The organism is Buttiauxella brennerae ATCC 51605 (genome assembly GCF_001654925.1).
GTDB lineage: Bacteria > Pseudomonadota > Gammaproteobacteria > Enterobacterales > Enterobacteriaceae > Buttiauxella > Buttiauxella brennerae.
This window is the reverse complement of record NZ_LXER01000020.1, coordinates 41,231-65,944: the sequence shown is the minus strand read 5'-3', so window position 1 is coordinate 65,944 and position 24,714 is coordinate 41,231. Positions and strand designations below refer to the sequence as shown.

Here is a 24,714-nt window from a genome sequence, read left to right as displayed (position 1 = left end):
GGTTAACTAATTAGTAACATGGCTCAGTCTAAAGTTATATGACAGCAAATTAAATTGGTCTGCTGTCTTTATCCCTTTAATGTGAGCTGGATCAACCAATGTCACCGCAAAATTTGACCAGAAAGAAGAATCCGGTATGGTAGTAGTCAATACAGCATTATAGAATTGGTATGACAACTTAACTGAGGAACTGTCGATGGAACAAACATGGCGTTGGTATGGCCCGAAAGACCCGGTATCTCTGGATGATGTGCGTCAGGCGGGCGCGACCGGTGTCGTTACTGCTCTGCATCACATCCCAAATGGTGAAGTCTGGCCGGTTGCTGACATTAAAGAGCGTCAGGCCGTGTTGGCAGCAAAAGGGCTGACCTGGTCAGTGGTAGAAAGTATTCCGGTGCACGAAGAAATTAAAACTCACTCCGGAGACTTCGATAAGCATATCGCAAACTACCAGCAAAGCATTCGTAACCTGGCAGAATGTGGCATCGACACCGTGTGCTACAACTTCATGCCAATTCTGGACTGGACACGTACCGATCTGGAATATGAATTGCCAGATGGTTCACGCGCTCTGCGTTTTGACCAGATTGCTTTTGCAGCATTTGAGCTGCACATCCTCAAGCGCGAAGGTGCTGAAGCTGACTACAGCGAAGAAGAGCAGCGCCAGGCGCTGGGCTACTTCAACAATATGTCTGATGCTGAAAAAGAAAAACTGACCCGCAATATCATCGCTGGTTTGCCGGGCGCGGAAGAGGGTTACACCCTCGACCAGTTCCGTGCACGTCTTGCGGAATATGACGGCATCAATAAAGATCAACTGCGCGAAAATATGGCGTACTTCCTGCGTGCGATTGTTGCCGTAGCGGAAGAAGTCGGTGTTCGTCTGGCGGTTCACCCGGATGATCCACCGCGTCCAATTCTCGGCCTGCCACGCATCGTTTCTACCATTGAAGATATGCAATGGCTGAAAGAAACTGTTGATAGTATTTATAACGGCTTCACCATGTGTACCGGTTCTTACGGCGTTCGCGCTGACAACGACCTGGTTCGCATGATTGAAACCTTCGGCGACCGCATTCACTTTACCCATCTGCGCGCAACGTGCCGCGAAGATAACCCGAAAACCTTCCATGAAGGCGCTCACCTGCAAGGTGATGTGAACATGGTTGCGGTAGTGAAAGCGATTCTGACTGAAGAGCAACGTCGTAAAAATGCTGGTGATGTGCGTCCGATTCCAATGCGTCCGGATCACGGTCATCAGATGCTTGACGATCTGCACAAGAAAACCAACCCAGGTTATTCAGCGATTGGCCGTCTGAAAGGTCTGGCTGAAGTTCGCGGTGTGGAGCTGGCTCTGAAACAAGTCATGTTCCCTGACTTGTTGAAGTAAGTCGTCACGCTGTAATAAAAAACGCGCCGAACGGCGCGTTTTTATTATCAATACATTCTTATTAGCAGATCTGTTAATTAATACAGATGATAGTGACTATCAAGATAGAGAAAATATTCATAATTTTTATAATTAATGGTCAGAAGTTATAACCCAGCCCCATACGATAACGGGTTTGACGATCGGAAGTTGTCGCCGTGTTATAACCAGAGGAAACATTACCCACTTCAACAAAAGGAACCCAGGAACCTATTTTATAGGCTACACGGAAATTGTATTCGTAATCTTCTTTTTTGTTATTGTACAACTCCTCGTTATCGGCAATCTTATAAATCCCATTGAGTTCAAACATCCAGTTATTGATATTATAACCAAGCCATGCTTCAGGGCGGTAAACCATGCGATCATCTTTCCCATCACTATTGCGGCGGGTATACTCAAAGCGGTAACGGAAGGCGGTCCACCAACTATCATTTAAATTATATTGCACACGAATATAAGGTTTGTAGATGGCTATGTTATCACCCATCTCCACTGCGATACCCGGTTGCCAGACCAGGTTCTGCCAGCCAAACTGGTAGCTTGCTGTGTACTCGTTACTGTTACTCTCCATGTTATTGAGTGCATCATTAGATTGCGAGTCATCGGAGCGTGAGACAGCCTCCACAGCCACACCAAATCCTGTTGCGAAGCGGTGAGACATATAAACACGGTCATAATTTCGGCCATCATCATAATATTCATGTCTATAATCTACATAGCCAGCATGAGCAGTCGCTGTTAATAACGGAATCAGTAATAAAGCATATCCATATTTCATGGTAATCCCTTTGAATGAAAAATAAGATAATATCCCGTTTAACCTGCACCATTCAAAAAATGAGGCAGGTAAATAAGGAGTGGTTTTCAGGTGGTGCGGGTGATTTTATTTAAGCGGGAAGATTTAAACCTTTTTGTTTTTGCCACGCAATTAAACTTGTGGCAAAAAACAAAAGAATAAACAGACAAGGATCACTATGTGGATTTTTAATTCAAAAAATTAGAAATAGTGTTTTTATTTATATATTAAAGCGGCGCATACATAATATCAATGTTTTGCAAAATGCATAATTAAAAATGAAAGGATTTTTAGCATAATCTTGTTGAGTTGGTCGTGTCGTTACAAAAAAAGGACCCCACAAAAGCGTGGGGTCTTGCTTCAATTTGCAACGTACCGTACAGGCTCGTTTTAGGTTTCTTAATCTGCGCGACCCATAGAACGCTTCTCAGCGATATGGATGCGGATTTTCTCACCGGTCACCATATATTCTGGAACCTGAATCACCAGGCCAGTAGATAAGGTTGCAGGCTTAGTACGGGAGCTTGCTGACGCGCCTTTAATGCCAGGTGCGGTTTCAACAATTTCCAGGTCCACAGTTTGTGGCAGTTCAAGCGCCAGCAACTGGCCATCCCAGGTCAGAACTTGCATGTCTGGCATGCCGCCTTCCGGAATGAATTGCAGCTCTTCTTCAATCTGATCTTTGGTGAAGATATACGGTGTGTAATCTTCTTTATCCATGAACACGTATTCGTTGCCATCAATGTAAGAGAAGTCAACGTAACGGCGGGTCAGAGTGATGGTGTCGACAATATCATCACCTTTGAAGCGCTCTTCAACTTTCTGGCCAGAACGGACATCAGAAAAACGCATTTTATAAAGCGTTGCTGCGCCACGGGCGCTGGGTGCCTGGATATCGATATCTTTAACAATCAGCAGCTTGCCGTTGTAATTAAGTACCATACCCTTTTTGATTTCATTAGCTCTTGGCATCGGTGTTTCCTGTAAAAAATTGAGGGGCGAAAATATTGCGTCAAATTACTCGGGAGGCGTCTTTCAGGCAAGCGGATTTCATTGCAAATAGTGCATAAATCTACGTAGTAAAGCCGCACTGCTACTGCTAGAGTCCTGATCCTTGTCAGCCCACTGGAGTATTGTTGATGGACTGTCGTCCAGATTGCGGCGCATGTTGTACTGCGCCTTCGGTATCAAGCCCGATTCCTGGCATGCCAAATGGCAAACCAGCCAATACGTTATGTGTTCAGCTTGGCGATGATATGCGCTGTAAAATCTTTCTTTCGCCACTCAGGCCAAAGGTTTGCGCAAACCTGCAACCGTCACGGGAAATGTGCGGTACAACGCGCAAGCAGGCAATGGATTACCTGATCTATCTGGAAGCTGCGACTGCGCCCTAGATATCTTTAATTTTCACCATGCAATAAGCCGTGATGGCTATCATTCCCAGCGCGATATAAAACACGGTGTGGTAGTTCCAGATTTCAGCCACTACACCGGCCATCGAACCTGCAATAATCCAACCGACACGCGTCGTATTGGTATATAGCGTGGTAGCCGCTCCCGCCTGTCCTGGCATTAAATCCTGAAAATACAACATCCCAATACCCGCCAGAATGCCGATGAAAATAGCGTTCAGCAGTTGCAGGCCCAGCAGCATGAATTCGTTATGTAGCGTGAGCATGCCAATGTAAAACAGCAGGCCCGCAACGCCTGCAATGCGCATCAGGAAGCGTTTACCAAAGCGTTTGGCATAGTAGCCTGCGATAAGCATGGTCGGGATCTCAAGACCGGCTGCTGTCCCCATCATCACACCCGCCAGTTTTTCCGGCAGATGTAATTCATTAATGATGTAAAGCGGCATATTGATGATGTAGAGGCTGTTACAGCCCCACATCATGGTACAGGCGACAAACAGCAGCAGAGCGTCACGACGGTTACGACGGGGCGCTTCGAGCGTGGTGGTTTTTGTCTGGACCTCTTTGCGCATCGACGGCAACAGCATTCTCACCATCACACTGCAAACGACAAACGCAAAAGCGGCACACAGGTACATGGCGGTGAAGCCAAAACCCAGCGCCAGTGCGTAGGCGATAGGCGGGCCAATCACCCAAGCCAGTGAAACCTGAGCACGTAAAATTGAGCTGAACATCACCGCTTCACGGCCCGTACGGTCTGCGTGTTCACGCGCAAGGGCAAACATTTGCGGGTTGGCGGTGGAGCCAAAGCTGCTGAGGAAAACCCCAACGAACAGCAGTACAAAGTAGTTACGGTTCCAGGCGAACAACACGCAGGCTAACGCACCCAATAAGCAGCAGACAAAAATCAACGATTTACGATCGCCTTTCCTGTCAGAGCGCCCCGCTAAAAATTGGCTGACCAAAATCCCGATGATTGCGCTGCCGGTGAAAAAGAAACCCACCATCGCCGGGCGAGCATGGACTTCTTCGGTCAGAAAAAGACTCAGCGTCGGGGTTTGTAATGCGCCCGCAATTCCGGTTAAAAAAGCTACAATCAAAAAGGCACTAGACGTGATATCAAGGGGCTTACGTGTTGCTGCTATGGGGGAGTTTTGCATGCTCTCAGTGTCGGCTGGTCAATGAACGCGCGGATTTTACGCGCCTTGTCAGTAAATAAACAGTTGTTCAAATCAAAAGCAGCCCAAAAAAATAAAACGCTGTTCCTGTGGTGTTCAGCAACAGCTGAAGTTCCGGAATTGTGTGCTGAACGTACCGTGATGCTGCTCACTTTTTCGGCTTCGATGGGAGTGAAAATGTGCGTAACCTCTAACTTCCGGTAACGAAATCACAACAACTCTTGCCTGAATCGTGGGGAATAAGCACACTCCTTGAAACGTTTCAGCGTCGTCTTATTTTGTATCAGGAGTGGGATGGCGCATTTTTTCTCATTGCAGCTGAATCGTTTCAATTCAGCAGGAGAGGAGAACCATGTTCCAGTTATCTGTACAAGACATCCACCCAGGCGCAAGCGCCGGGAGTAAAGAAGAAGCCATACGTCAGGTTGCCACGGCGCTCGCGCAGGCCGGCAACGTCAGCATTGGCTACGTTGAAGGCATGCTGGCCCGCGAGCTGCAAACTTCTACCTATCTGGGCAACGGTATTGCTATTCCACATGGCACCACCGATACCCGCGATCTGGTGCTGAAAACCGGCGTTCAGGTGTTTCAGTTCCCGCAAGGAATCGAGTGGGGCGAAGGGCAAAAAGCCTATGTCGTGATTGGCATCGCCGCACGCTCAGACGAACACCTGGCTTTACTGCGTCAGCTGACTCATGTACTCAGCGATGACGAAGTTGCTGAACAACTCAAAACTGCAACTTCAGCTGAAGAGCTGCGGGCGCTGTTGATGGGCGAAAAACAGTCCGCATCTTTGCTGTTTGATAACTCTTTACTGGCACTGGATGTCACGGCAACTGACTTGATGACGCTGCAAGCATTGAATGCCGGGCGTATTAAACAAGCAGGTGCGGCAAATACCGCCTTTGTCAGCCACGTTGTTTCCAGCAAACCCCTCTATCTTGGGCAAGGTATCTGGCTGAACGACAGCACCGAAGGTAACCTTGCCAGCGCTGTGGCGATTAGCCGTCCAGCCTCTGTTTTTGAAGCTGAAGGCCAACCGGTATCGCTTTTGATGACGGTTGCTGTGGCCGATGACCAACCCCTGCAGGTTCTGAATCGCCTGAGCGATATGCTGATCAGCAACACGGCTGACCGTTTGCTGAACGCTGATGCACCAGAGTTGCTGACGCTGCTGACGACCGATGTAGCACCCGAGCAAAACAGCCTGAGCGCAGAGTTCCAGATTCGTAACGAACATGGTCTGCACGCGCGTCCAGGCACTGTGCTGGTGAACACCATCAAACAATTTAATAGTGAGATTACCGTGACAAACCTTGATGGTACTGGCAAGCCTGCCAATGGACGCAGCCTGATGAAAGTCGTTGCGCTCGGTGTGAAAAAAGGTCACCACCTGCGCTTTACCGCACAAGGTGATGATGCTGAACAGGCGCTGAAAGCCATTGGTGAAGCTGTCGCAGCCGGTCTTGGCGAGGGGGCAGCATGAGTCGTCGCGTCGCAACCATCACGCTAAACCCGGCATACGATCTTGTCGGTTACACCCCTGAAGTTGAACGTGGTGAAGTTAACCTGGTGCGTACCACCGGCCTGCACGCTGCGGGCAAAGGGATTAACGTCGCTAAGGTTCTGAAAGATCTGGGCATCGACGTCACCGTGGGTGGCTTCCTTGGCAAAGACAACCAGGACGGTTTTCAGCAACTGTTCAGCGAACTGGGCATTGCTAACCGTTTCCAGGTTGTACAAGGCCGTACACGCATCAACGTTAAGCTGACTGAGAAAGACGGTGAAGTTACCGACTTCAACTTCTCTGGCTTTGAAGTGACGCAGTCCGACTGGGAGCGCTTTGTTGCCGATTCCCTGAGCTGGCTTGGTCAATTTGACATGGTCTGCGTGAGCGGCAGTTTACCTGCGGGAGTCTCCCCGGAAGCGTTCACTGACTGGATGAAGCGTCTGCGTAGTCAGTGCCCTTGCATCATTTTCGACAGCAGCCGTGAAGCATTAGTCGCGGGGCTGAAAGCGGCGCCATGGCTGGTGAAACCAAACCGTCGCGAGCTGGAAATCTGGGCCGGTCGTAAATTACCGGAAATGAAAGATATCATTGAAGCTGCTCACGCACTGCGTGAACAGGGCATTGCTCATGTGGTGATTTCTCTGGGCGCAGAAGGCGCACTTTGGGTTAACGCATCAGGTGAATGGATTGCAAAACCGCCAGCTTGTGAAGTCGTCAGCACCGTAGGTGCCGGGGATTCCATGGTGGGTGGACTTATCTACGGCCTGTTAATGCGCGAGTCCAGCGAACATACCTTACGCCTTGCGACCGCCGTCGCCGCTTTGGCAGTAAGCCAGAGCAATGTTGGTATCACCGACCGCCCTCAACTGGCGGCGATGATGGCCCGTGTTGATCTGAAACCTTTTAACTGACAGCAGGAGAGGAACAATGAAAACGCTGCTGATTATCGAACCTGGTCTTGGGCAAGCTCGCGCGTATCTCGCGAAAACGCTGCTGGGTTCAGCTGCGCAAAAAGCGCATTTACAGATTATCGACAACCCGAACGATGCTGATATGGCGATTGTGGTGGGGACTTCCATTCCTGCTGATAGCGCGCTGAACGGCAAAAATGTTTACCTCGGCGATATTAACCGTGCGGTACAACACCCTGAGCTGTTTTTAAGCGAAGCAAAGGGCAAAGCAAAACCTTACACCGCACCAGCCAACGCGGTACCTGCGGCAGTTGCCACTGGGCCGAAACGTGTTGTTGCTGTTACCGCTTGCCCAACGGGTGTCGCGCATACTTTTATGGCTGCTGAAGCCATTGAAACCGAAGCAAAAAAACGCGGCTGGTGGGTAAAAGTTGAAACACGCGGTTCCGTTGGTGCAGGGAATGCGATTACACCAGAAGAAGTTGCACAAGCCGATCTGGTGATTGTGGCGGCTGATATCGAAGTGGATCTGGCTAAATTTGCCGGCAAGCCGATGTACCGCACTTCAACGGGTCTCGCACTGAAGAAAACAGCGCAAGAACTCGATAAAGCCGTGGTTGAAGCGAAACCTTTCGAAGCGACAGGGCAGAGTGCTGCCAGCGCTAAAGAAGGGAAGAAAGAAGGCGCTGGTGCATATCGCCACCTGTTGACCGGCGTGTCGTTTATGCTGCCGATGGTTGTTGCGGGTGGTTTGTGTATCGCGCTGTCGTTCGCTTTCGGTATCGAAGCCTTTAAAGAGCCAGGTACGCTGGCGGCGGCATTGATGCAAATCGGTGGGGGTTCCGCCTTTGCGTTGATGGTGCCAGTTCTTGCAGGTTATATCGCGTTCTCTATCGCTGACCGTCCAGGTCTGACGCCGGGTCTTATCGGCGGTATGTTGGCAGTAAGCACCGGTTCTGGTTTTATCGGCGGGATTATTGCGGGCTTCCTCGCAGGTTATATTGCGAAGTTGATCAGCACCAAGCTGAAGCTGCCTTCCAGCATGGAAGCGTTGAAACCTATCCTCATCATTCCACTGTTCTCAAGCTTGATTGTTGGTCTGGCGATGATTTACCTGATCGGTACGCCGGTTTCGAAAATCCTCGAAGGGTTGACTCACTGGCTGCAAACCATGGGCACAGCAAATGCGGTCCTGCTGGGTGCAATCCTCGGTGGCATGATGTGTACTGACATGGGCGGGCCGGTAAACAAAGCGGCTTATGCGTTTGGTGTCGGTTTGCTGAGTACCCAAACATACGCTCCAATGGCCGCCATTATGGCCGCCGGCATGGTGCCACCGCTGGCAATGGGTCTGGCAACGCTGGTTGCGCGTCGTAAATTCGACAAAGCTCAGCAAGAGGGCGGTAAAGCAGCGATGGTTCTTGGCCTGTGCTTTATCACCGAAGGGGCAATCCCGTTCGCGGCTCGTGATCCAATGCGTGTATTACCGTGCTGTATCATTGGCGGAGCGGTGACTGGCGCAATATCCATGGCAGTGGGTGCCAAACTGATGGCGCCACACGGTGGTCTGTTCGTTCTGCTGATTCCAGGTGCGATTACCCCGGTTGTGGGTTACCTGATTGCCATCGTTGCAGGAACACTGCTGGCGGGTCTGTCTTATGCCTTCCTGAAGCGTTCAGAAACAGATATTGCGGTAGCGAAAGCGGCCTAATACGATTCAAATCTTCAAGGTCGGATTAGCGAAGCGACATCCGACATTTATTCAGGCTCCCTGCAGGTATCTGCAGGGAGCTTTTTCGTTTATACAGTCGCTTCTTCGTGCTGTTGAGCCTTCAGCCACGCAATCTCTTCAGCCCAGATATCAGGGTTCGTGGTTTCCAGAATCAATGGAATACCATCGAAACGGTTATCGCGCATGATCCAGGCAAACGGCGTGTGGCCGATGTTACCTTCGCCCAGGCTGTTGTGGCGGTCAACGCGGCTACCAAAGGCGCTTTTGGCGTCATTAAGATGCATACCGCGTAAATACTCGAACCCAACGATACGGTCAAAGTCTGCAAACGTCTCTTCGCAGTTAGCTTCAGTACGCAGGTCGTACCCTGCGGCAAAGGCGTGGCAGGTATCAATACAAACACCTACACGGGATTTGTCTTCTACACCGTCAATGATGGCGGCGAGATGCTCAAAGCGAAAGCCAAGATTGCTGCCCTGGCCTGCGGTGTTTTCAATCACTGCCGTCACGCCTTCGGTTTTATCCAGCGCGATGTTTATCGACTGTGCGATACGAACCAGGCACTCTTCTTCGGGGATTTGCATCAGGTGGCTGCCGGGGTGGAAATTCAGCAGCGTTAAACCGAGCTGCATGCAGCGTTCCATCTCGTCAATGAAGGCTTCACGGGATTTTTCCAGCGCTTCTTCAACCGGATGGCCCAGGTTAATCAGATAGCTGTCATGCGGAAGGATTTGGCCTGGACCGTAATGATACTTTTCACAGGCACGTTTGAAATTACTGATAACTTCGTCAGTGAGCGGAGCGGCACGCCACTGGCGTTGGTTTTTGGTAAACAGGGCAAAAGCTGTGGCTTCGAGTTCGTGTGCACGAATTGCGGCATTTTCCAGACCACCTGCAGCACTGACGTGTGCGCCAATAAACTTCATCATTCTTACTCCTGTCAAAACCCGCTATCGGGAAACGGGTAATGATAGCGGGTTCAGGCGTAAATATCAGGCCATTAAATGGTGGATACCCAGGTTAATCGCGCCACCGCCGACAATCAGCCAGATAAACAGCACCAGCGCCATCAGCAGTGGCCGTACACCTGCTTTTTTCAGCGCGCTAAAGTGGGTGGTTAAACCCAGTGCAGCCATCGCCATAGCCAGCAAGAAAGTATCCAGCGTTATCAAGGCATTGACCGCCCAGGCAGGCAGCAGGTGCAGCGAGTTAAACATCGCGACCACAATAAACAGCACGGCAAACCATGGAATCGTGATTTTGCTTTTCTGCGCCTGACCGGCTGGCGCCAGTTGTTTAACGCGGGCTGCCAGGAAAATCAGGAACGGCGCCAGCATCATGACGCGCAGCATTTTCGCAATCACCGCCGCATTTTCAGTTTCCGGGCTGATGGCATGCCCTGCGGCAACCACTTGAGCGACTTCATGCATCGTTGAGCCGGTATAAATCCCAAAGGTTTCCGGGGTGAACCAGTGCGTCACATAGGGATAAATCATCGGGTAAATGAAGATCGCAAGTGTACCGAAAATAACCACCGTTGCGACGGCAACCGTGACCTTGCTGGCTTCTGCTTTTACCACCGGTTCAGTTGCAAGAATGGCTGCGGCGCCACAAATACTGCTACCCGCACCGATTAACCAGCTGGTTTGCTTATCCAGCCCAAACACTTTCTGACCCAGCCAGCAGGCGAGGGCAAAGGTGCTGGTTAAGGTTAAAATATCAATAATGACACCGCTGGCCCCTACGTCCGCAATTTGTGAGAACGTCAGGCGGAAGCCATACAAAATGATGCCAAGGCGCAATAAATGCTGTTTGGCGAATAACACACCACCATCGCAGTGCTGCCAGATTTTTGGGTAAAGCGTGTTGCCAATCACCATGCCGCACAGAATAGCGAGTGTTAATGCACCCAGGCCGAGGCCCGCAACGGAAGGAATGTTACCCAACCAAAGCGCCAGAGCCGTAATACTGGCAGCAAGAGCAAGACCTGGCAGAAAATGCCACAATGTATGTCGATGATCGGGAATTGATAGCGTAGCCATAACCTTCTCCTTTATGTACCCGTCATAGTTCAAGCTGCAGCTTTCCTGTAACTCGAACTATCCTGGCTGTTGGCAAAAGAGTAAGGCCTGCTGGCTTAAAAATAAAATTGATTATATATTTATAATCAATCTGAATAAGTGTTAAGGCGCATCCATCATGCATATTACACTGCGGCAACTTGAAGTCTTCGCTGAAGTCCTCAAAAGCGGTTCAACCACCCAGGCTTCACAGATGCTGGCGCTGTCGCAGTCTGCGGTGAGTGCAGCGCTGTCGGATCTCGAAGGGCAACTGGGTGTGCAACTATTTGACCGGGTAGGTAAACGCCTGGTGGTTAACGAGCATGGCCGTTTACTCTACCCGCGAGTGGTGGGTTTACTGGAGCAGGCGGTCGAAGTCGAACAACTGTTTAAAGAAGATAACGGGGCAATCCGCGTTTATGCCAGTAGCACCATCGGTAACTACATCCTGCCGGAAATGATTGCCCACTATCGCCGTGATTTCCCCACGCTCCCGCTGGAGATGAGCGTGGGAAACAGCCAGGATGTGATTAACGCCGTGGCGGATTTCCGGGTCGATATCGGCCTGATTGAAGGCCCAAGCCATATGACGGAGCTGGTTACCGAACCGTGGCTGGAAGACGAACTGGTGGTGTTTGCGCCGCCAACTGCACCTTTATTGCAGCATCCAATTACGCTGGAAAGCCTGGCGCAACAGCATTGGATCCTGCGTGAAAAAGGATCCGGTACGCGTGAAATCGTGGATTACCTGCTGCTTTCGCATTTGCCGCAGTTCCATCTCGGTATGGAGTTGGGAAACTCCGAGGCGATTAAACATGCGGTGCGCCATGGGCTCGGCATTAGTTGCCTGTCGCGCAGGGTGATTGCGGAACAACTCGACACGGGGTCGCTGGTGGAGGTGCCAGTACCTTTGCCGCGCCTGGTGCGTACTTTGTACCGTATTCATCATCGTCAGAAACATATTTCCAATGCGTTACAGCGTTTTTTGAAATATTGCGACGATTAGCAGAATAGCTAGATTCAGTGGTGTTGTTTACAGGGCGGTCTTGTTTAAAATCAATTAAGATTTTGCTGTTTTGGGTATCCTGCTGCTCCGCAAACAGGCTGTTACCTGCTTTGTAAACGTCAGAGATTATGAATCAATGGATGTTAAAGAAACTGCACCCGCTCGCTACACCGACAACCTGAATCTTTATCGACTATGCGCAAACTGTGCCGCAATTTTAACCATCATTGTTGGCACGGGATTATTACTGCTTCATATCGTTACATTACACGGCGTTGCTATGCAGTGGGTGATGTTAGGGGCCGCAGTAGGCACCACAATTTTATTGATTGGGAGGAGTTACTTTCCTCGATTTTGTTCAGCCTGTTTGCTCGCAAAGTTTCACTTTTCTAATGCCTATTTTGCCTGGAAAGGGTTTGAAATCAGTCCTTGGTTTACGCTAATTAGTTCCACCTTTTTCTGCATGGGTTATGTTGAATCGGTGCAGTCTATGCGGATTAAAAAGGGGCTAAATTCATTTTGGCTTGCGCTGCCACGTGTACTACCAACCGTAATAATTATATTAATTGGCACTCTTTTGGCTATGATTTCTAGCGGTTATATATATAAACTGATTTTTTAATAAAATAAATTATATAACTTTCGTTAAATTAAAGTTAGCTGCTTGGGTTGATAATGCACTTGTAATTTATGAAATCAATATACAATGCTTAAACGAGATTACTTTTTTGTTTTATAAAAAAACAATAAATACAGTAAGTTACAAATAAAACTCAACCCTGTTTTTTGTTATTTGTTTTATTGATGCACTGTTTATAAATCGCCACATAGTATGGCGTTTTTTCATTCAGAGTATTTCATCATGAGCAATCTACTGATAACCGGATCAACAGGTTTTCTGGGCGGTGCTGTATTAGCACGGGCTATTTCTGACTCTTCAATTCGCTCAATTCTATTGCTGGTGAGGGCTGACTCTCCCGCCGAAGGTGTAACACGAGTCAGAAACAATCTGGCTAAGTTTGGTTGCCACGAGCACCTACTGAATAAAATTAATGAAAATAATATCTTACTGGGCGATTTAGCTTATTCAGACGATTTTTTGGATGACGCCAGGCTTTCAACCATCACGCATGTGATCAATTCCGCGGCCGTTGCTTCATTCGGCGATAACGCGCTGATCTGGAAAGTGAATGTGGAAGGCACGCTGAAGTTTGTGAAACGAATGGCAGAGGTTTCGGGTCTGGTTCGCTTTGTTCACGTGGGAACGGCAATGTCATGTGTGCCGGAAGCGGGAACGCTGGTAACCGAAAGCATGGAGCGCAAACCTGAAGAAGAGCACCTGGTTCAATATACCTGGTCCAAATCCACCATTGAACAATTGATGATTGAACACTGCCCGCAGCTGCCGCTGGTGATTGCGCGACCTTCTATTGTCGTTGGTCACAGTGAAGAAGGGTGTCGCCCATCCAGCAGTATTTTTTGGGTATTCCGCATGGCGCTGATGCTCGGGAAATTCATGTGTTCGATGGAAGATAAAATTGATGTTATCCCGGTCGATTATTGCGCTGAAGCCCTGTTGTTATTAACCAAAAGCACTGAGCTGAGCGAGAAGGTTTACCACATATCGGCCGGTGATGCCGGGAGCACTCCGTTTATTGAAATAGATGCAGCCATGGCCGCGGCATTAAATCAAAAACCGATTCGCTCCACTTACCAGCAGGTGGATTACAGCGAACTGGTAAAAAATCGCAAAGATTTCAAAACCATTTATGGTCCATGTAATGAACGCCTGATGCTCAGAGCAATGCGTTTGTATGGCGAGTTTTCGATGCTGAATGTGCGTTTTTCAAATAAAAAACTGTTGGATTTAGGGATGTTACCGCCACCTCGTTTTGTTGATTACATCAGCCGCTGCGTGGAAACCACTCGCGATTTCACCATTCCTGAACTCATGAAAGTCGATTTTAAGTAACAGCCTCAAATTCCCCGGGGAATGGATTCCCATCACTCACGTTTATTGATTCCCACGCTCACATCGACTCCTGCCATAAGTGCTTTACTTATAATTCGCCCCCGATTATGAAGCTCTCTTATAACAGCGTATTTCTACTATCTGTCTCAGTTTGGTTTGCTACAATCTCGCCTCATTTTTAGGACGGACCACAATTTTCTATGGTTTCTCAAGATAAAACAACACAAGCGCCTGGCTTACGTCGTGAGCTAAAAGCGCGCCACTTGACGATGATCGCCATCGGCGGTTCCATCGGGACTGGGCTATTTGTTGCCTCTGGTGCAACCATTTCTCAGGCGGGCCCTGGCGGCGCGCTGCTCTCTTACATGCTGATTGGTCTGATGGTGTACTTCCTGATGACAAGCCTGGGTGAGCTTGCGGCATATATGCCGGTTTCTGGTTCATTCGCCACCTACGGGCAGCAATACGTAGAAGAAGGTTTTGGTTTCGCACTGGGCTGGAACTACTGGTACAACTGGGCGGTGACTATCGCCGTTGACCTGGTTGCATCACAATTGGTGATGAACTACTGGTTCCCTGATACCCCAGGCTGGATCTGGAGTGCGCTGTTCTTGGGCATCATGTTCTTGCTGAACTACATCTCCGTAAAAGGTTTTGGTGAAGCAGAATATTGGTTCTCGCTGATTAAAGTGGTCACCGTTGTCATCTTTATCATTGTCGGTGTGATGATGATCCTCGGCATCTTTAAAGGTGCACAACCAGCAGGCTGGAGCAACTGGGGGATTGGTGATGCGCCATTTGCCGGTGGGTTCTCGGCCATGATTGGCGTGGCGATGATAGTCGGCTTCTCATTCCAGGGGACTGAGCTTATCGGTGTGGCTGCGGGCGAATCTGAAGATCCAGGCAAAAACATCCCACGCGCTGTGCGTCAGGTGTTCTGGCGTATCCTGCTGTTCTATGTGTTCGCGATTCTGATTATCAGCCTGATCATTCCTTATACCGATCCGAGCCTGCTGCGTAATGATGTAAAAGACATCGGCGTGAGCCCGTTCACCCTGGTATTTGAACATGCAGGTCTGTTGTCTGCGGCAGCAGTAATGAATGCGGTAATTCTGACTGCGGTACTGTCTGCGGGTAACTCCGGGATGTACGCTTCCACTCGTATGCTCTACACCCTGGCATGCGACGGCAAAGCACCACGCATTTTCTCTAAGCTGTCCAAAGGTGGTGTACCGCGCAATGCGCTGTACGCGACAACCGTTGTAGCGGGTTTGTGCTTCCTGACATCCATGTATGGCAACCAGACAGTTTACCTGTGGCTGCTGAACACCTCGGGGATGACTGGTTTTATCGCCTGGTTGGGTATTGCGATTAGCCACTACCGTTTCCGCCGTGGCTATATCAAGCAAGGCCTTGATCTTAAAGACCTGCCATATGTGTCCGGTTTCTTCCCGGTAGGGCCGATTTTCGCCTTCGTCCTGTGCCTGATCATTACGCTTGGTCAGAACTATGAAGCGTTCCTGGCCGATAAAATCGACTGGGCAGGCGTAACGGCTACCTATATTGGTATTCCATTGTTCCTGGCAATCTGGATGGGCTACAAGATCACCAAAGGCACGCATTTCGTGAAGTATGAAGAAATGACGTTCCCAAAAACGTTTAAGAACTAAGTCAGAAGGGCGCGATTATCGCGCCCTTTTTTATCCCTTCTCGCATCAGCCTTTCGCATTATCCCCTTTCTATACATTACAAATTTTAACAATTTGATTGATAACCATTCTCGTTTAATTTATGGTGTCGCCTCGCTTTACCGCTGCTGGATGTAGTGAGTAGGGCGCGCAGTTGCTTGCCAAAGTAGCCAGCAACGCATCAAGGAATGTGAGCGCAATTAATTCAGTAATGTTTGCCATTCACCTCATGGAGAAAGGAATGTTAAGGTTGAATCCCATCGTCCGGGGAGGACTTTGCGCGTCGATAATCAGTGCTGCGTTTCCGGTTATTGCCGAAGAACGTGAAGACACCATGGTGGTTACTGCTTCGGCTACCGAGCAAAACCTCAAAGATGCCCCCGCCAGTATTAGCGTTATCACCCAGGAAGACCTGAAAAGGAAACCGATCCAGAACCTGAAAGATGTCTTGCAGGAAGTCCCGGGCGTGCAGCTCACGAACGAAGGGGATAACCGCCAGGGCGTCAGTATCCGTGGCCTGAGTAGCAGCTACACGCTGATTCTGGTGGATGGCAAGCGGGTTAACTCGCGCAACGCCGTGTTCCGCCACAATGATTTTGACCTTAACTGGATCCCGGTCGATGCCATTGAGCGCATCGAAGTAGTGCGTGGGCCGATGTCTTCACTCTACGGCTCGGATGCGTTAGGCGGCGTGGTGAACATCATTACGCGCAAAGTAGGCAAAGCCTGGCATGGCACCGTGACGGCGGACACCACGATTCAGGAAGATCGCGATCGCGGCGATTCTTATAACAGTAACTTCTTTGCCAGTGGGCCGATCATTGACGATCTGCTTGGGGTGAAAGTTTACGGCAACCTTGGTAAGCGCGAGAAAGATAAACAGGAAGCGTCAAGCACCAGCGCAACGGGCGAAACGCCACGCATTGAAGGCTTTACTACGCGTAGCGGCAGCGCTGAGTTTGCTTTGACACCAGCCGAAAACCAGGACATGAGTTTTGGCTACGGGTTTGACCGCCAGGACCGTGATTCAGATTCGCTGAATCAAAACCGCATGGAGCGCCAGGATTACTCGATTTCCCACAATGGACGTTGGGATTACGGTAATACCGAACTGCGTTTCTATGGCGATAAGATTGATAACCTCAATCCAGGCAACAGCTCGCCTATCACTTCACGCAATAACAGCCTCGACGGCAAACTGGTTCTGCCATTAGGTGAAATCAACCAGTTGCTGACCTTCGGTGGAGAGTGGCGACACGACAAGCTGACAGATCCGGTGAACTTAACGGGCGGCAACAGCTCAGAAACATCCGCCAGCCAGTACGCGCTATTTTTGGAAGATGAATGGCGGATTTTCGAACCACTGGCATTGACCACCGGCGTGCGTATGGATGACCACGAAACCTATGGTGACCACTGGAGCCCGCGTGCCTATCTGGTGTATAGCGCGACGGATACCATCACCATGAAAGGTGGCTGGGCAACGGCATTCAAAGCCCCTTCATTACTGCAACTTAGCCCGGACTGGACCAGTAACTCCTGCCGTGGCTCTTGTAAGATTGTCGGTAGCCCGGATTTGAAACCGGAAACCAGTGAAAGTTTCGAGCTGGGTCTGTACTACGCAGGTGACGAAGGCTTGCTGGAAGGGGTTTCAGGTAGCATCACCACCTTCCAGAACAATCTCGACGATATGATTGATATTAATCGTACTTCGAGCATCAGCCAGGCTCCGTCCTACCCTAACTTTGTTGGTTTTGACAGCGCGGGCCGCCCGATCTTCAAATACTACAACGTTAACAAAGCGCGTGTACGGGGTGTGGAAACCGAGTTGAAAGTACCGTTCAGCGAGCAGTGGAAACTCACCCTGAACTACACCTATAACGATGGCCGTGATTTGAGTGGCGGTGGCAACAAACCGCTGGCGTCGCTACCATTCCACACCGCTAACGGTACGGTGGATTGGGTGCCATTGGATGACTGGTCGTTCTACGTTTCGGCGAACTACACCGGTGAGCAACGTGCGACAACCGACGGCTCGCCAACGCCTGGTGGCTACGTGGTGTGGAATACGGGTGCAGCGTGGAAGGCAACGAAGAGCGTTAAGTTACGTGCCGGGGTAATGAACCTGGGTGATAAAGATCTGAGTCGTGACGATTACAGTTACAATGAGGATGGTCGTCGCTACTTTATGGCGGTGGATTACACGTTCTGATTTGAGCTTTTGCCCTCACCCTAACCCTCTCCCACGGGAGAGGGGACATCCGGTTTTCTCCCTCTCCAGGGGGAGAGGGCCGGGGTGAGGGCAAACCCAACGGTTAAGCCAAATGCTCCGCGTGGAACCGCAAATGGTCTTCGATAAACGAAGCAATAAAGTAATAACTATGGTCGTAACCCGGCTGCACGCGCAGGGTCAGCGGCCAGCTTTTTTGCCGGGCAACCTCAGCAAACTGCGCCGGTTGTAGCTGGTCTGCCAGGAACTGATCGGCATCACCCTGATCGATAAGCACAGGAATGGCATGGGTAGTATCGGCCTGCATCAGCAAGCAGCAGCTATCCCACTCGCGCCATTTCCCTTCGTCAGCACCTAAATAAGCATTAAAGGCTTTTTGCCCCCACGGCACGCGGGTTGGGTTCACAATCGGCGCAAAAGCAGAAACAGAGCAGTAACGGCCCGGGTTTTTCAACGCGATACTAAGTGCACCGTGGCCGCCCATAGAGTGCCCGAAAATAGAGGCTTTCTCACTGATGCTGAAGTTATCAGCAATCAACGCTGGCAACTCATCATTAATGTAGTCGTACATACGGAAATGGTCGGCCCACGGCTGTTCGGTGGCGTTCAGGTAAAAACTTGCACCCTGGCCGAGATCGTAACTTTCATTATTAGGCACATTTTCGCCGCGCGGGCTGGTGTCAGGCATGACCAAAACAATTCCCAACTCAGAAGCGACTCGTTGCGCGCCCGCTTTGGTGGTGAAATTTTCGTCATTACAGGTCAAACCGGAGAGCCAATAGAGCACCGGTGGGGGAGTCGTACGTGGCGTTGGCAGAAAAATACTGAACGTCATTGGGCATTTCAGTACCGCGGAATCATGGCGCCAGCGCTGCTGCCAGCCTTCAAAGCATCGGTGTTCTTCAAGCAGTTCCATCCAGAGGTTCCTCAAATATATTCAATATCAATGAATAACTTTCACTTCACCCCAGTCTAGCCATGCGGCATCATGCTGGCAACGAAATCGCAACATTTGGGGTGGCTGTGGCTGCACGTATAGCATTGACGGGTTTTTTAGTGCTGGTGGTGGCAATGGGCATTGGCCGCTTTGCTTTCACGCCGCAAGTCCCGCTGATGATCACGGAAGGGCAACTTACCTTAACCCGTGCGGGTTTGGTAGCGGCGATTAACTACCTTGGTTATCTGGTTGGTGCGTGGGATGCCATGCGAGCCCATCGGCGGGTAGAGCTGCGCCTGCACGCCGGAGTCTGGGGAGCGGTCATTCTTACGCTGCTTTCTGCTACCGTGGATGCAGCCCTGTGGCATGCGTTGATCCGTTTTATGATTGGTTGCGCCAGTGGCTGGGCGATGGTGTTAATTGCCGCATGGAGCAATGAGCAGCTGGCACATTTAGGTAAGCCGGGGTTAAGTGCGGCGGTGTTCGCAGGGCCGGGGGCGGGAATATTTATCAGCGGTTTGTTGGCGGTGGCAATCCACAGTTACGGGTTGTCAGCAAGCAGTGCCTGGCTGGTTTATGGCACTTTGGCGCTGCTTTTTATCCTGTTAATCGCCCGAAATTTGCCACGCAAAGGGGAGTTGCACCGCCCGGAAACGGCACCCGAGCCGCTGGTGTTAACGCCACAACTCAAACGCCTGGTGTGGAGTTACAGCCTGGCCGGGTTTGGTTATATTCTGCCCGCCACATTTTTATCGCAGATGGCGAGCGCACGTTTCCCTGGTAGCGCGTTTGCGCAGTTTGTCTGGCCGATATTTGGCGGTGCGGCGGTTTGCGGTATTTTGCTCGGCATTGCCGCCCGTCAAAAGCTACAAAGTCATCAGCGCCTGGCGCTGGTTTTGTGGTTACAAGCGCTTGGGGTATTCGCCTCAGATATGATTCCCGGTATGGTCGGGCTAGTTTTAGGTTCGTTGCTGGTGGGCGGTGGCTTCTTATGTGCGGTGCAATTATCGTTGCAATATGGTCGTGAACTGGCGCCAAAGCATACCCGTTACATGGCAGGGTTACTCACTACCGGTTACGCCATGGGGCAATTAGTCGGACCGATGCTGTCAGCATTATCGACTTCGCTTACCGGGCAACTTGAGCCTGCGCTATATGTTGCGGGTTTTGCCTTGTTAGTCGCAGGCGGTTTGGTCTGGCGAAGGTATTGACGATTTCTATGATTATTTAGCGCAATTATCGTTCGCACTACTGGATTATGCGACCGCGCTCACGCACAATGAGCGCACACTTTGCCCCACGTAGGGCCGAGGTCAGTCACACCTGCAGGAGAAAAAACATGTCATCACTAAGTCCAGAAGCCGCATTGGTTCATGAAGCATTGGTTGCACGCGGCCTGGAAACGCCACTGCGCCCACAATTGCGTGAGCTTGATAACGAAACCCGCAAACGCGAGATTGCCGGGCATATGACGGAAATCATGCAGTTGCTGAATCTTGATCTCAGCGACGATAGCTTGATGGAAACCCCGCATCGCATTGCTAAAATGTATGTCGATGAGATTTTCTCCGGCCTTGATTACGCTAACTTCCCGAAAATCACCGTCATTGAGAATAAGATGAAGGTTGATGAGATGGTCACCGTGCGCAACATTACGCTCACCAGCACTTGTGAACACCATTTCGTGACGATCGACGGTAAAGCGACAGTGTCTTATCTGCCGAAAGATACCGTGATTGGCTTGTCGAAAATTAACCGCATTGTGCAATTCTTTGCACAGCGCCCGCAGGTTCAGGAACGCTTAACCCAGCAAATCCTGATTGCACTGCAAACCTTGCTTGGCACCAACAATGTGGCGGTCTCTATTGATGCAGTCCATTATTGTGTGAAAGCCCGTGGCGTGCAGGATGCAACCAGTGCGACGACAACCACGTCGTTGGGTGGATTGTTTAAATCGAGCCAGAATACACGCCAGGAATTCCTGCGCGCTGTGCGTCATAACTAATCATTAAGCGAGCAGGGTTTATGGAGAGAAATGTCACGCTGGATTTTGTCCGTGGCGTCGCTATTCTCGGCATCCTGCTACTTAATATCGTGGCCTTCGGTTTACCGAAGGCGGCGTACCTCAATCCAGCATGGTCCGGTACGATTACCGAAAGGGATGCCTGGACATGGGCGATTTTAGATCTCTTCGCTCAGGTAAAATTCCTCACCTTATTTGCTCTGTTATTTGGCGCGGGCTTGCAGATGTTGTTACATCGCGGCAAACGCTGGATTCAGTCACGTCTGACGCTACTCGTCCTGCTCGGTTTTATGCACGCTATCTTCTTTTGGGATGGCGATATTTTGCTGGCCTACGGTTTAGTTGGGCTGGTGTGCTGGCGCTTGATTCGTGACGCGCCGGGAAACCGCTCGCTGTTCAATACTGGCGTGATGCTTTATCTCACCGGCATCGGCGTGCTGCTGCTGTTAGGCTTTATTTCAGGTGATGCGCCAAACCGTTCCTGGGTTCCGGATGCTGCCAATTTGCAGTACGAGCAGTGGTGGAAGCTGGGTGGTGGCAGCGAAGCCATCAGTAATCGTATTGATCTGCTCTCCTCAAACTTAGTGGCATTAGGCGCACAATACGGCTGGCAGCTGGCTGGCATGATGTTAGTGGGCGCGTCATTAATGCGCAGCGGCTGGCTGCGAGGCGAGTTTAGTCTGCATCATTATCGCCGCATTGGGTTGTGGCTGATTGTGGTCGGGATGCTGATTAACATTCCTGCGATTTATGCCCAGTGGCACGTTGGCTGGATGTATCGCTGGTGTGCTTTCTTGCTGCAGGCACCGCGTGAATTGAGTGCTCCGTTTCAAACCATCGGCTACGCGGCCCTCGCATTTGGCTACTGGCCGCAGCTTTCGCGTTTACGCATAGTGAATGCTGTCGCGCATGTCGGGCGTATGGCGCTGTCGAACTATTTGCTGCAAACGCTGCTTTGTACCACCTTCTTCTTCCATATGGGGTGGTTTATGAAATTTGACCGCCTTGCATTGCTCGGTATTGTGCCGGTTATCTGGGTTATCAATATTCTTTTCTCTATGATTTGGCTGCGTTATTTCCGCCAGGGACCCGTTGAATGGCTCTGGAGACAGCTCACCGCACGAGCCGCAGGGGTTTCCCTGAAACATCCAGCAAGATAATGATATACATCACAAACGTTAACGATTTGTATGTAACCGTTTTCATTGATGTGATCATCCTCACGTAGTCATTCCCAACTCGCTGCCAGAATAGCCACCTTGCCAAATACAGGGTGCATTCATGAGACTAACTCTTCCTTCGCCTGGTGATACCTATGATCACCATTCGTGACGTTGCTCGCATCGCCGGCGTCTCCGTGGCGACGGTATCCCGTGTACTCAATAACAGTGCGCTGGTCAGTGCTGATACCCGTGAAAGTGTCATGCAGGCGGTGGCACAACTAGGCTATCGTCCAAATGCCAACGCCCAGGCGCTGGCCACTCAGGTCAGCGACACCATCGGTGTGGTGGTGATGGATGTCTCCGATCCCTTCTTTGGTGCGCTGGTGAAAGCAGTGGATGTTGTGGCACAGCTTCACAATAAATACGTGCTCATCGGTAACAGCTATCACCAGGAAGAAAAAGAACGTCATGCTATCGAAGTGCTGATTCGTCAGCGCTGTAATGCATTGATTGTTCATGCGAAAGCATTAAGCGATCAGGAGTTAGGCGCATTCCTCGAAGACATTCCTGGCATGGTGTTGGTCAACCGCATTGTGCCGGGTTACGAGCACCGATGCGTCGGGCTTGATAACGTCAGTGGTGCGTTAATGGCGACCCGAATGCTGTTTAATCAGGGCCATCAACGCATTGGTTATCTGGCTTCCAGCCATGCCATTGAAGATAACGCCCATCGCCGGGAAGGGTGGATGCGCGGCATGACGGAGCAGGGGATTACCCCGCCGGAAAGCTGGGTAGGCGTGGGTTCGCCCGATATGCAAGGCGGCGAAGCCGCAATGGTGGAACTGCTTGGCCGCAACCTGCAACTCAGTGCGGTGTTCGCCTATAACGACAGCATGGCGGCTGGAGCGTTAACCGCCCTGAAAGATAACGGGATTATCGTTCCGCACCATGTGTCAGTGATTGGTTTTGATGATATTCCGATAGCGCGTTACACCGACCCGCAGTTAACAACGGTGCGTTACCCCATTGTTTCAATGGCGCGACTGGCGACTGAACTGGCGTTACAAGGGGCCGCAGGCACGCTCGATAATGGTGCAACACACTGTTTTATGCCGACTTTAGTTCGTCGCCATTCTGTGGCTCCGCGGCAAATTGCGGCACCGATCACTCTCTGAATAAAGTCTTTTATGTAACCGGTTTCAATTTGTGAGTAAATTCACAGTTAATTAACATTGCGATGACTATGATGTCAGCGTCTTATCAGCTGAAACTATATGTAACGGTGACTAATCAGTTTACCTATAGGTATTCAGCCAAAAAAATTATACCCAAATAATTCAAGTTGAAGAAAGGCGGCAAGAGCGTGAGTCCCGATGAGCTTACTCTGGTAAGAGATTCGGGCGAACAAACGCAGCCAACGCATCAGCAACTTGAAGTATGACGGGGATATCAATAAAAGCAGTTATGGATCGTTACAGAACACGGAAGAGTTTTTTACTATAGAAAAATTTTCGGCATTCAGTAACGTTTTATTAACAATGCTGCCTGCCTGAATACCACTGAACTACCCTGCAAAAAAACCGGAGATACCATGAATAAGAAGGTTTTGACCCTGTCCGCCGTTATGTCTTGCATGTTGTTTGGCGCAGCCGCTCATGCAGCTGATACCCGTATTGGCGTGACCATTTATAAATACGACGATAACTTCATGTCGGTCGTGCGCAAGGCAATCGAAAAAGACGCAAAAGCATCTCCAGACGTAGAACTGCTGATGAACGACTCCCAGAACGACCAGTCCAAGCAGAACGATCAGATTGACGTGCTGTTGGCAAAAGGCGTGAAAGGTCTGGCAATCAACCTGGTTGACCCTGCTGCTGCTGGCACCGTTATCGAAAAAGCCCGTGGCCAGAACATTCCAATCGTGTTCTACAACAAAGAGCCTTCTCGTAAAGCGCTGGATAGCTACGACAAAGCTTACTACGTTGGTACCGACTCTAAAGAATCCGGTGTGATTCAGGGCGACTTGATTGCTAAACATTGGGCAGCAAACCCGGCGTGGGATCTGAACAAAGATGGTCAGGTTCAGTTCGTTCTGCTGAAAGGTGAGCCAGGCCACCCGGATGCTGAAGCTCGTACAACTTACGTTATCAAAGAGCTGAACAACAAAGGCCTGAAAACCCAACAGCTGCAGTTAGATACTGCAATGTGGGACACCGCTCAGGCGAAAGATAAAATGGACGCATGGTTGTCCGGCCCGAACGCTAACAAAATCGAAGTGGTTATCGCCAACAACGATGCGATGGCAATGGGTGCTGTAGAAGCTCTGAAAGCACACAACAAATCGTCTATTCCAGTCTTCGGTGTGGATGCCCTGCCAGAAGCGTTGGCAATGGTTAAATCTGGCGCAATGGCCGGTACTGTTCTGAACGATGCGAACAACCAGGCTAAAGCAACCTTCGATCTGGTGAAAAACCTGGCCGCTGGCAAACCAGCAGCAGAAGGCACTAACTGGAAAATCGAAGACAAAATTGTCCGTATTCCTTATGTCGGCGTTGATAAAGACAACCTGGCTCAGTTCGTCGGTAAATAAGTATCGCGTCCAGGATAGGGTTTTAAGTGTGTCGAATCCGGGCGAATTTTCGCCCGGTATCAGGCCTGATAATC

The 24,714-nt window shown here is 50.3% G+C and carries 21 protein-coding genes; 15 read left to right on the top strand and 6 right to left on the bottom strand.

Features of this window, described 5'->3' with window-relative positions; genetic code table 11:
• Positions 1–196: 196 nt before the first annotated feature.
• The gene (gene uxuA, locus M975_RS12140; RefSeq protein WP_064559716.1) at positions 197–1,390 is read left to right on the top strand and encodes a mannonate dehydratase; all 1,194 of its coding nucleotides are present in this window, start codon (positions 197–199) and stop codon (positions 1,388–1,390) included.
• Positions 1,391–1,529: 139 nt separating this feature from the next.
• On the opposite strand, the gene M975_RS12135 is transcribed toward uxuA, so the two are convergent.
• Positions 1,530–2,210 (bottom strand): oligogalacturonate-specific porin KdgM family protein, encoded by a 681-nt coding sequence (locus M975_RS12135; RefSeq protein ID WP_064559713.1) that lies wholly within the window; start codon positions 2,208–2,210, stop codon positions 1,530–1,532.
• Positions 2,211–2,627: 417 nt separating this feature from the next.
• The gene (gene yeiP / locus M975_RS12130; protein ID WP_064559710.1) at positions 2,628–3,200 is read right to left on the bottom strand and encodes an elongation factor P-like protein YeiP; all 573 of its coding nucleotides are present in this window, start codon (positions 3,198–3,200) and stop codon (positions 2,628–2,630) included.
• A 167-nt stretch (positions 3,201–3,367) separates the two neighbouring features.
• On the opposite strand from yeiP, the gene M975_RS12125 reads away from it, so the two are divergent.
• Positions 3,368–3,622, top strand: a complete 255-nt coding sequence (locus M975_RS12125) for a YkgJ family cysteine cluster protein (RefSeq protein WP_064559707.1) — start codon at positions 3,368–3,370, stop codon at positions 3,620–3,622.
• On the opposite strand, the gene setB is transcribed toward M975_RS12125, so the two are convergent.
• Positions 3,619–4,800: a sugar efflux transporter SetB gene (gene setB / locus M975_RS12120; protein ID WP_064559705.1), complete on the bottom strand. Its 1,182-nt coding sequence runs from the start codon at positions 4,798–4,800 to the stop codon at positions 3,619–3,621. The two genes, M975_RS12125 and setB, sit on opposite strands and share 4 nt — an antisense overlap.
• 370 nt (positions 4,801–5,170) lie before the next feature.
• Here setB and fruB point away from each other — a divergent pair, with 370 nt between their 5' ends.
• From fruB to fruA, 3 genes are read left to right on the top strand one after another with little or no spacing between them, the layout of a single operon-like run.
• Positions 5,171–6,304, top strand: a complete 1,134-nt coding sequence (gene fruB / locus M975_RS12110; protein ID WP_064559698.1) for a fused PTS fructose transporter subunit IIA/HPr protein — start codon at positions 5,171–5,173, stop codon at positions 6,302–6,304.
• Entirely contained in the window at positions 6,301–7,239 is a 939-nt protein-coding gene (fruK, locus tag M975_RS12105; protein WP_064559695.1) for a 1-phosphofructokinase, read from the top strand. The genes fruB and fruK overlap by 4 nt, the downstream gene beginning before the upstream one ends.
• A gap of 16 nt (positions 7,240–7,255) precedes the next feature.
• The gene (fruA, locus tag M975_RS12100; protein WP_064559693.1) at positions 7,256–8,950 is read left to right on the top strand and encodes a PTS fructose transporter subunit IIBC; all 1,695 of its coding nucleotides are present in this window, start codon (positions 7,256–7,258) and stop codon (positions 8,948–8,950) included.
• 89 nt (positions 8,951–9,039) lie between these two features.
• Here fruA and nfo read toward each other — a convergent pair whose 3' ends face one another.
• Positions 9,040–9,897: a deoxyribonuclease IV gene (gene nfo / locus M975_RS12095; protein WP_064560072.1), complete on the bottom strand. Its 858-nt coding sequence runs from the start codon at positions 9,895–9,897 to the stop codon at positions 9,040–9,042.
• A 66-nt stretch (positions 9,898–9,963) separates the two neighbouring features.
• Positions 9,964–11,013 (bottom strand): YeiH family protein, encoded by a 1,050-nt coding sequence (locus M975_RS12090; RefSeq protein ID WP_064559690.1) that lies wholly within the window; start codon positions 11,011–11,013, stop codon positions 9,964–9,966.
• Between the two features lie 157 nt (positions 11,014–11,170).
• On the opposite strand from M975_RS12090, the gene yieE reads away from it, so the two are divergent.
• The 5 genes from yieE (at position 11,171) to cirA (ending at position 17,909) form a co-directional block, all read left to right on the top strand.
• Positions 11,171–12,037 (top strand): DNA-binding transcriptional regulator YeiE, encoded by an 867-nt coding sequence (gene yieE, locus M975_RS12085; RefSeq protein ID WP_064559687.1) that lies wholly within the window; start codon positions 11,171–11,173, stop codon positions 12,035–12,037.
• A gap of 136 nt (positions 12,038–12,173) precedes the next feature.
• Positions 12,174–12,659, top strand: a complete 486-nt coding sequence (locus M975_RS12080) for a hypothetical protein (protein ID WP_157093375.1) — start codon at positions 12,174–12,176, stop codon at positions 12,657–12,659.
• 240 nt (positions 12,660–12,899) lie between these two features.
• The gene (locus M975_RS12075; protein WP_064559681.1) at positions 12,900–14,009 is read left to right on the top strand and encodes an SDR family oxidoreductase; all 1,110 of its coding nucleotides are present in this window, start codon (positions 12,900–12,902) and stop codon (positions 14,007–14,009) included.
• Between the two features lie 200 nt (positions 14,010–14,209).
• Complete coding sequence (locus M975_RS12070) at positions 14,210–15,679, top strand: amino acid permease (RefSeq protein ID WP_064559678.1); 1,470 nt, start codon at positions 14,210–14,212, stop codon at positions 15,677–15,679.
• Between the two features lie 259 nt (positions 15,680–15,938).
• Positions 15,939–17,909, top strand: a complete 1,971-nt coding sequence (gene cirA / locus M975_RS12065; RefSeq protein ID WP_064559675.1) for a catecholate siderophore receptor CirA — start codon at positions 15,939–15,941, stop codon at positions 17,907–17,909.
• A gap of 103 nt (positions 17,910–18,012) precedes the next feature.
• Here cirA and fghA read toward each other — a convergent pair whose 3' ends face one another.
• Complete coding sequence (gene fghA / locus M975_RS12060; protein WP_064559673.1) at positions 18,013–18,843, bottom strand: S-formylglutathione hydrolase; 831 nt, start codon at positions 18,841–18,843, stop codon at positions 18,013–18,015.
• A gap of 107 nt (positions 18,844–18,950) precedes the next feature.
• On the opposite strand from fghA, the gene M975_RS12055 reads away from it, so the two are divergent.
• The 5 genes from M975_RS12055 (at position 18,951) to mglB (ending at position 24,640) form a co-directional block, all read left to right on the top strand.
• Positions 18,951–20,075 (top strand): YbfB/YjiJ family MFS transporter, encoded by a 1,125-nt coding sequence (locus tag M975_RS12055; RefSeq protein ID WP_064560070.1) that lies wholly within the window; start codon positions 18,951–18,953, stop codon positions 20,073–20,075.
• Between the two features lie 128 nt (positions 20,076–20,203).
• Positions 20,204–20,869: a GTP cyclohydrolase I FolE gene (folE, locus tag M975_RS12050; RefSeq protein WP_064512467.1), complete on the top strand. Its 666-nt coding sequence runs from the start codon at positions 20,204–20,206 to the stop codon at positions 20,867–20,869.
• A gap of 20 nt (positions 20,870–20,889) precedes the next feature.
• Entirely contained in the window at positions 20,890–22,047 is a 1,158-nt protein-coding gene (gene yeiB, locus M975_RS12045; RefSeq protein WP_064559670.1) for a DUF418 domain-containing protein YeiB, read from the top strand.
• Positions 22,048–22,202: 155 nt separating this feature from the next.
• Positions 22,203–23,225: an HTH-type transcriptional regulator GalS gene (galS, locus tag M975_RS12040; protein WP_064559668.1), complete on the top strand. Its 1,023-nt coding sequence runs from the start codon at positions 22,203–22,205 to the stop codon at positions 23,223–23,225.
• Positions 23,226–23,641: 416 nt separating this feature from the next.
• Complete coding sequence (gene mglB, locus M975_RS12035; protein ID WP_064559666.1) at positions 23,642–24,640, top strand: galactose/glucose ABC transporter substrate-binding protein MglB; 999 nt, start codon at positions 23,642–23,644, stop codon at positions 24,638–24,640.
• The last annotated feature ends 74 nt before the right edge of the window (positions 24,641–24,714 follow it).

Coding starts and splice junctions, on each gene's coding strand:
- uxuA (WP_064559716.1), top strand. CDS start 197: ATGGAACAAACATGGCGTTGGTATGGCCCGAAAGACCCGGTATCTCTG.
- M975_RS12135 (WP_064559713.1), bottom strand. CDS start 2,210: ATGAAATATGGATATGCTTTATTACTGATTCCGTTATTAACAGCGACT.
- yeiP (WP_064559710.1), bottom strand. CDS start 3,200: ATGCCAAGAGCTAATGAAATCAAAAAGGGTATGGTACTTAATTACAAC.
- M975_RS12125 (WP_064559707.1), top strand. CDS start 3,368: ATGGACTGTCGTCCAGATTGCGGCGCATGTTGTACTGCGCCTTCGGTA.
- setB (WP_064559705.1), bottom strand. CDS start 4,800: ATGCAAAACTCCCCCATAGCAGCAACACGTAAGCCCCTTGATATCACG.
- fruB (WP_064559698.1), top strand. CDS start 5,171: ATGTTCCAGTTATCTGTACAAGACATCCACCCAGGCGCAAGCGCCGGG.
- fruK (WP_064559695.1), top strand. CDS start 6,301: ATGAGTCGTCGCGTCGCAACCATCACGCTAAACCCGGCATACGATCTT.
- fruA (WP_064559693.1), top strand. CDS start 7,256: ATGAAAACGCTGCTGATTATCGAACCTGGTCTTGGGCAAGCTCGCGCG.
- nfo (WP_064560072.1), bottom strand. CDS start 9,897: ATGAAGTTTATTGGCGCACACGTCAGTGCTGCAGGTGGTCTGGAAAAT.
- M975_RS12090 (WP_064559690.1), bottom strand. CDS start 11,013: ATGGCTACGCTATCAATTCCCGATCATCGACATACATTGTGGCATTTT.
- yieE (WP_064559687.1), top strand. CDS start 11,171: ATGCATATTACACTGCGGCAACTTGAAGTCTTCGCTGAAGTCCTCAAA.
- M975_RS12080 (WP_157093375.1), top strand. CDS start 12,174: ATGGATGTTAAAGAAACTGCACCCGCTCGCTACACCGACAACCTGAAT.
- M975_RS12075 (WP_064559681.1), top strand. CDS start 12,900: ATGAGCAATCTACTGATAACCGGATCAACAGGTTTTCTGGGCGGTGCT.
- M975_RS12070 (WP_064559678.1), top strand. CDS start 14,210: ATGGTTTCTCAAGATAAAACAACACAAGCGCCTGGCTTACGTCGTGAG.
- cirA (WP_064559675.1), top strand. CDS start 15,939: ATGTTAAGGTTGAATCCCATCGTCCGGGGAGGACTTTGCGCGTCGATA.
- fghA (WP_064559673.1), bottom strand. CDS start 18,843: ATGGAACTGCTTGAAGAACACCGATGCTTTGAAGGCTGGCAGCAGCGC.
- folE (WP_064512467.1), top strand. CDS start 20,204: ATGTCATCACTAAGTCCAGAAGCCGCATTGGTTCATGAAGCATTGGTT.
- yeiB (WP_064559670.1), top strand. CDS start 20,890: ATGGAGAGAAATGTCACGCTGGATTTTGTCCGTGGCGTCGCTATTCTC.
- galS (WP_064559668.1), top strand. CDS start 22,203: ATGATCACCATTCGTGACGTTGCTCGCATCGCCGGCGTCTCCGTGGCG.
- mglB (WP_064559666.1), top strand. CDS start 23,642: ATGAATAAGAAGGTTTTGACCCTGTCCGCCGTTATGTCTTGCATGTTG.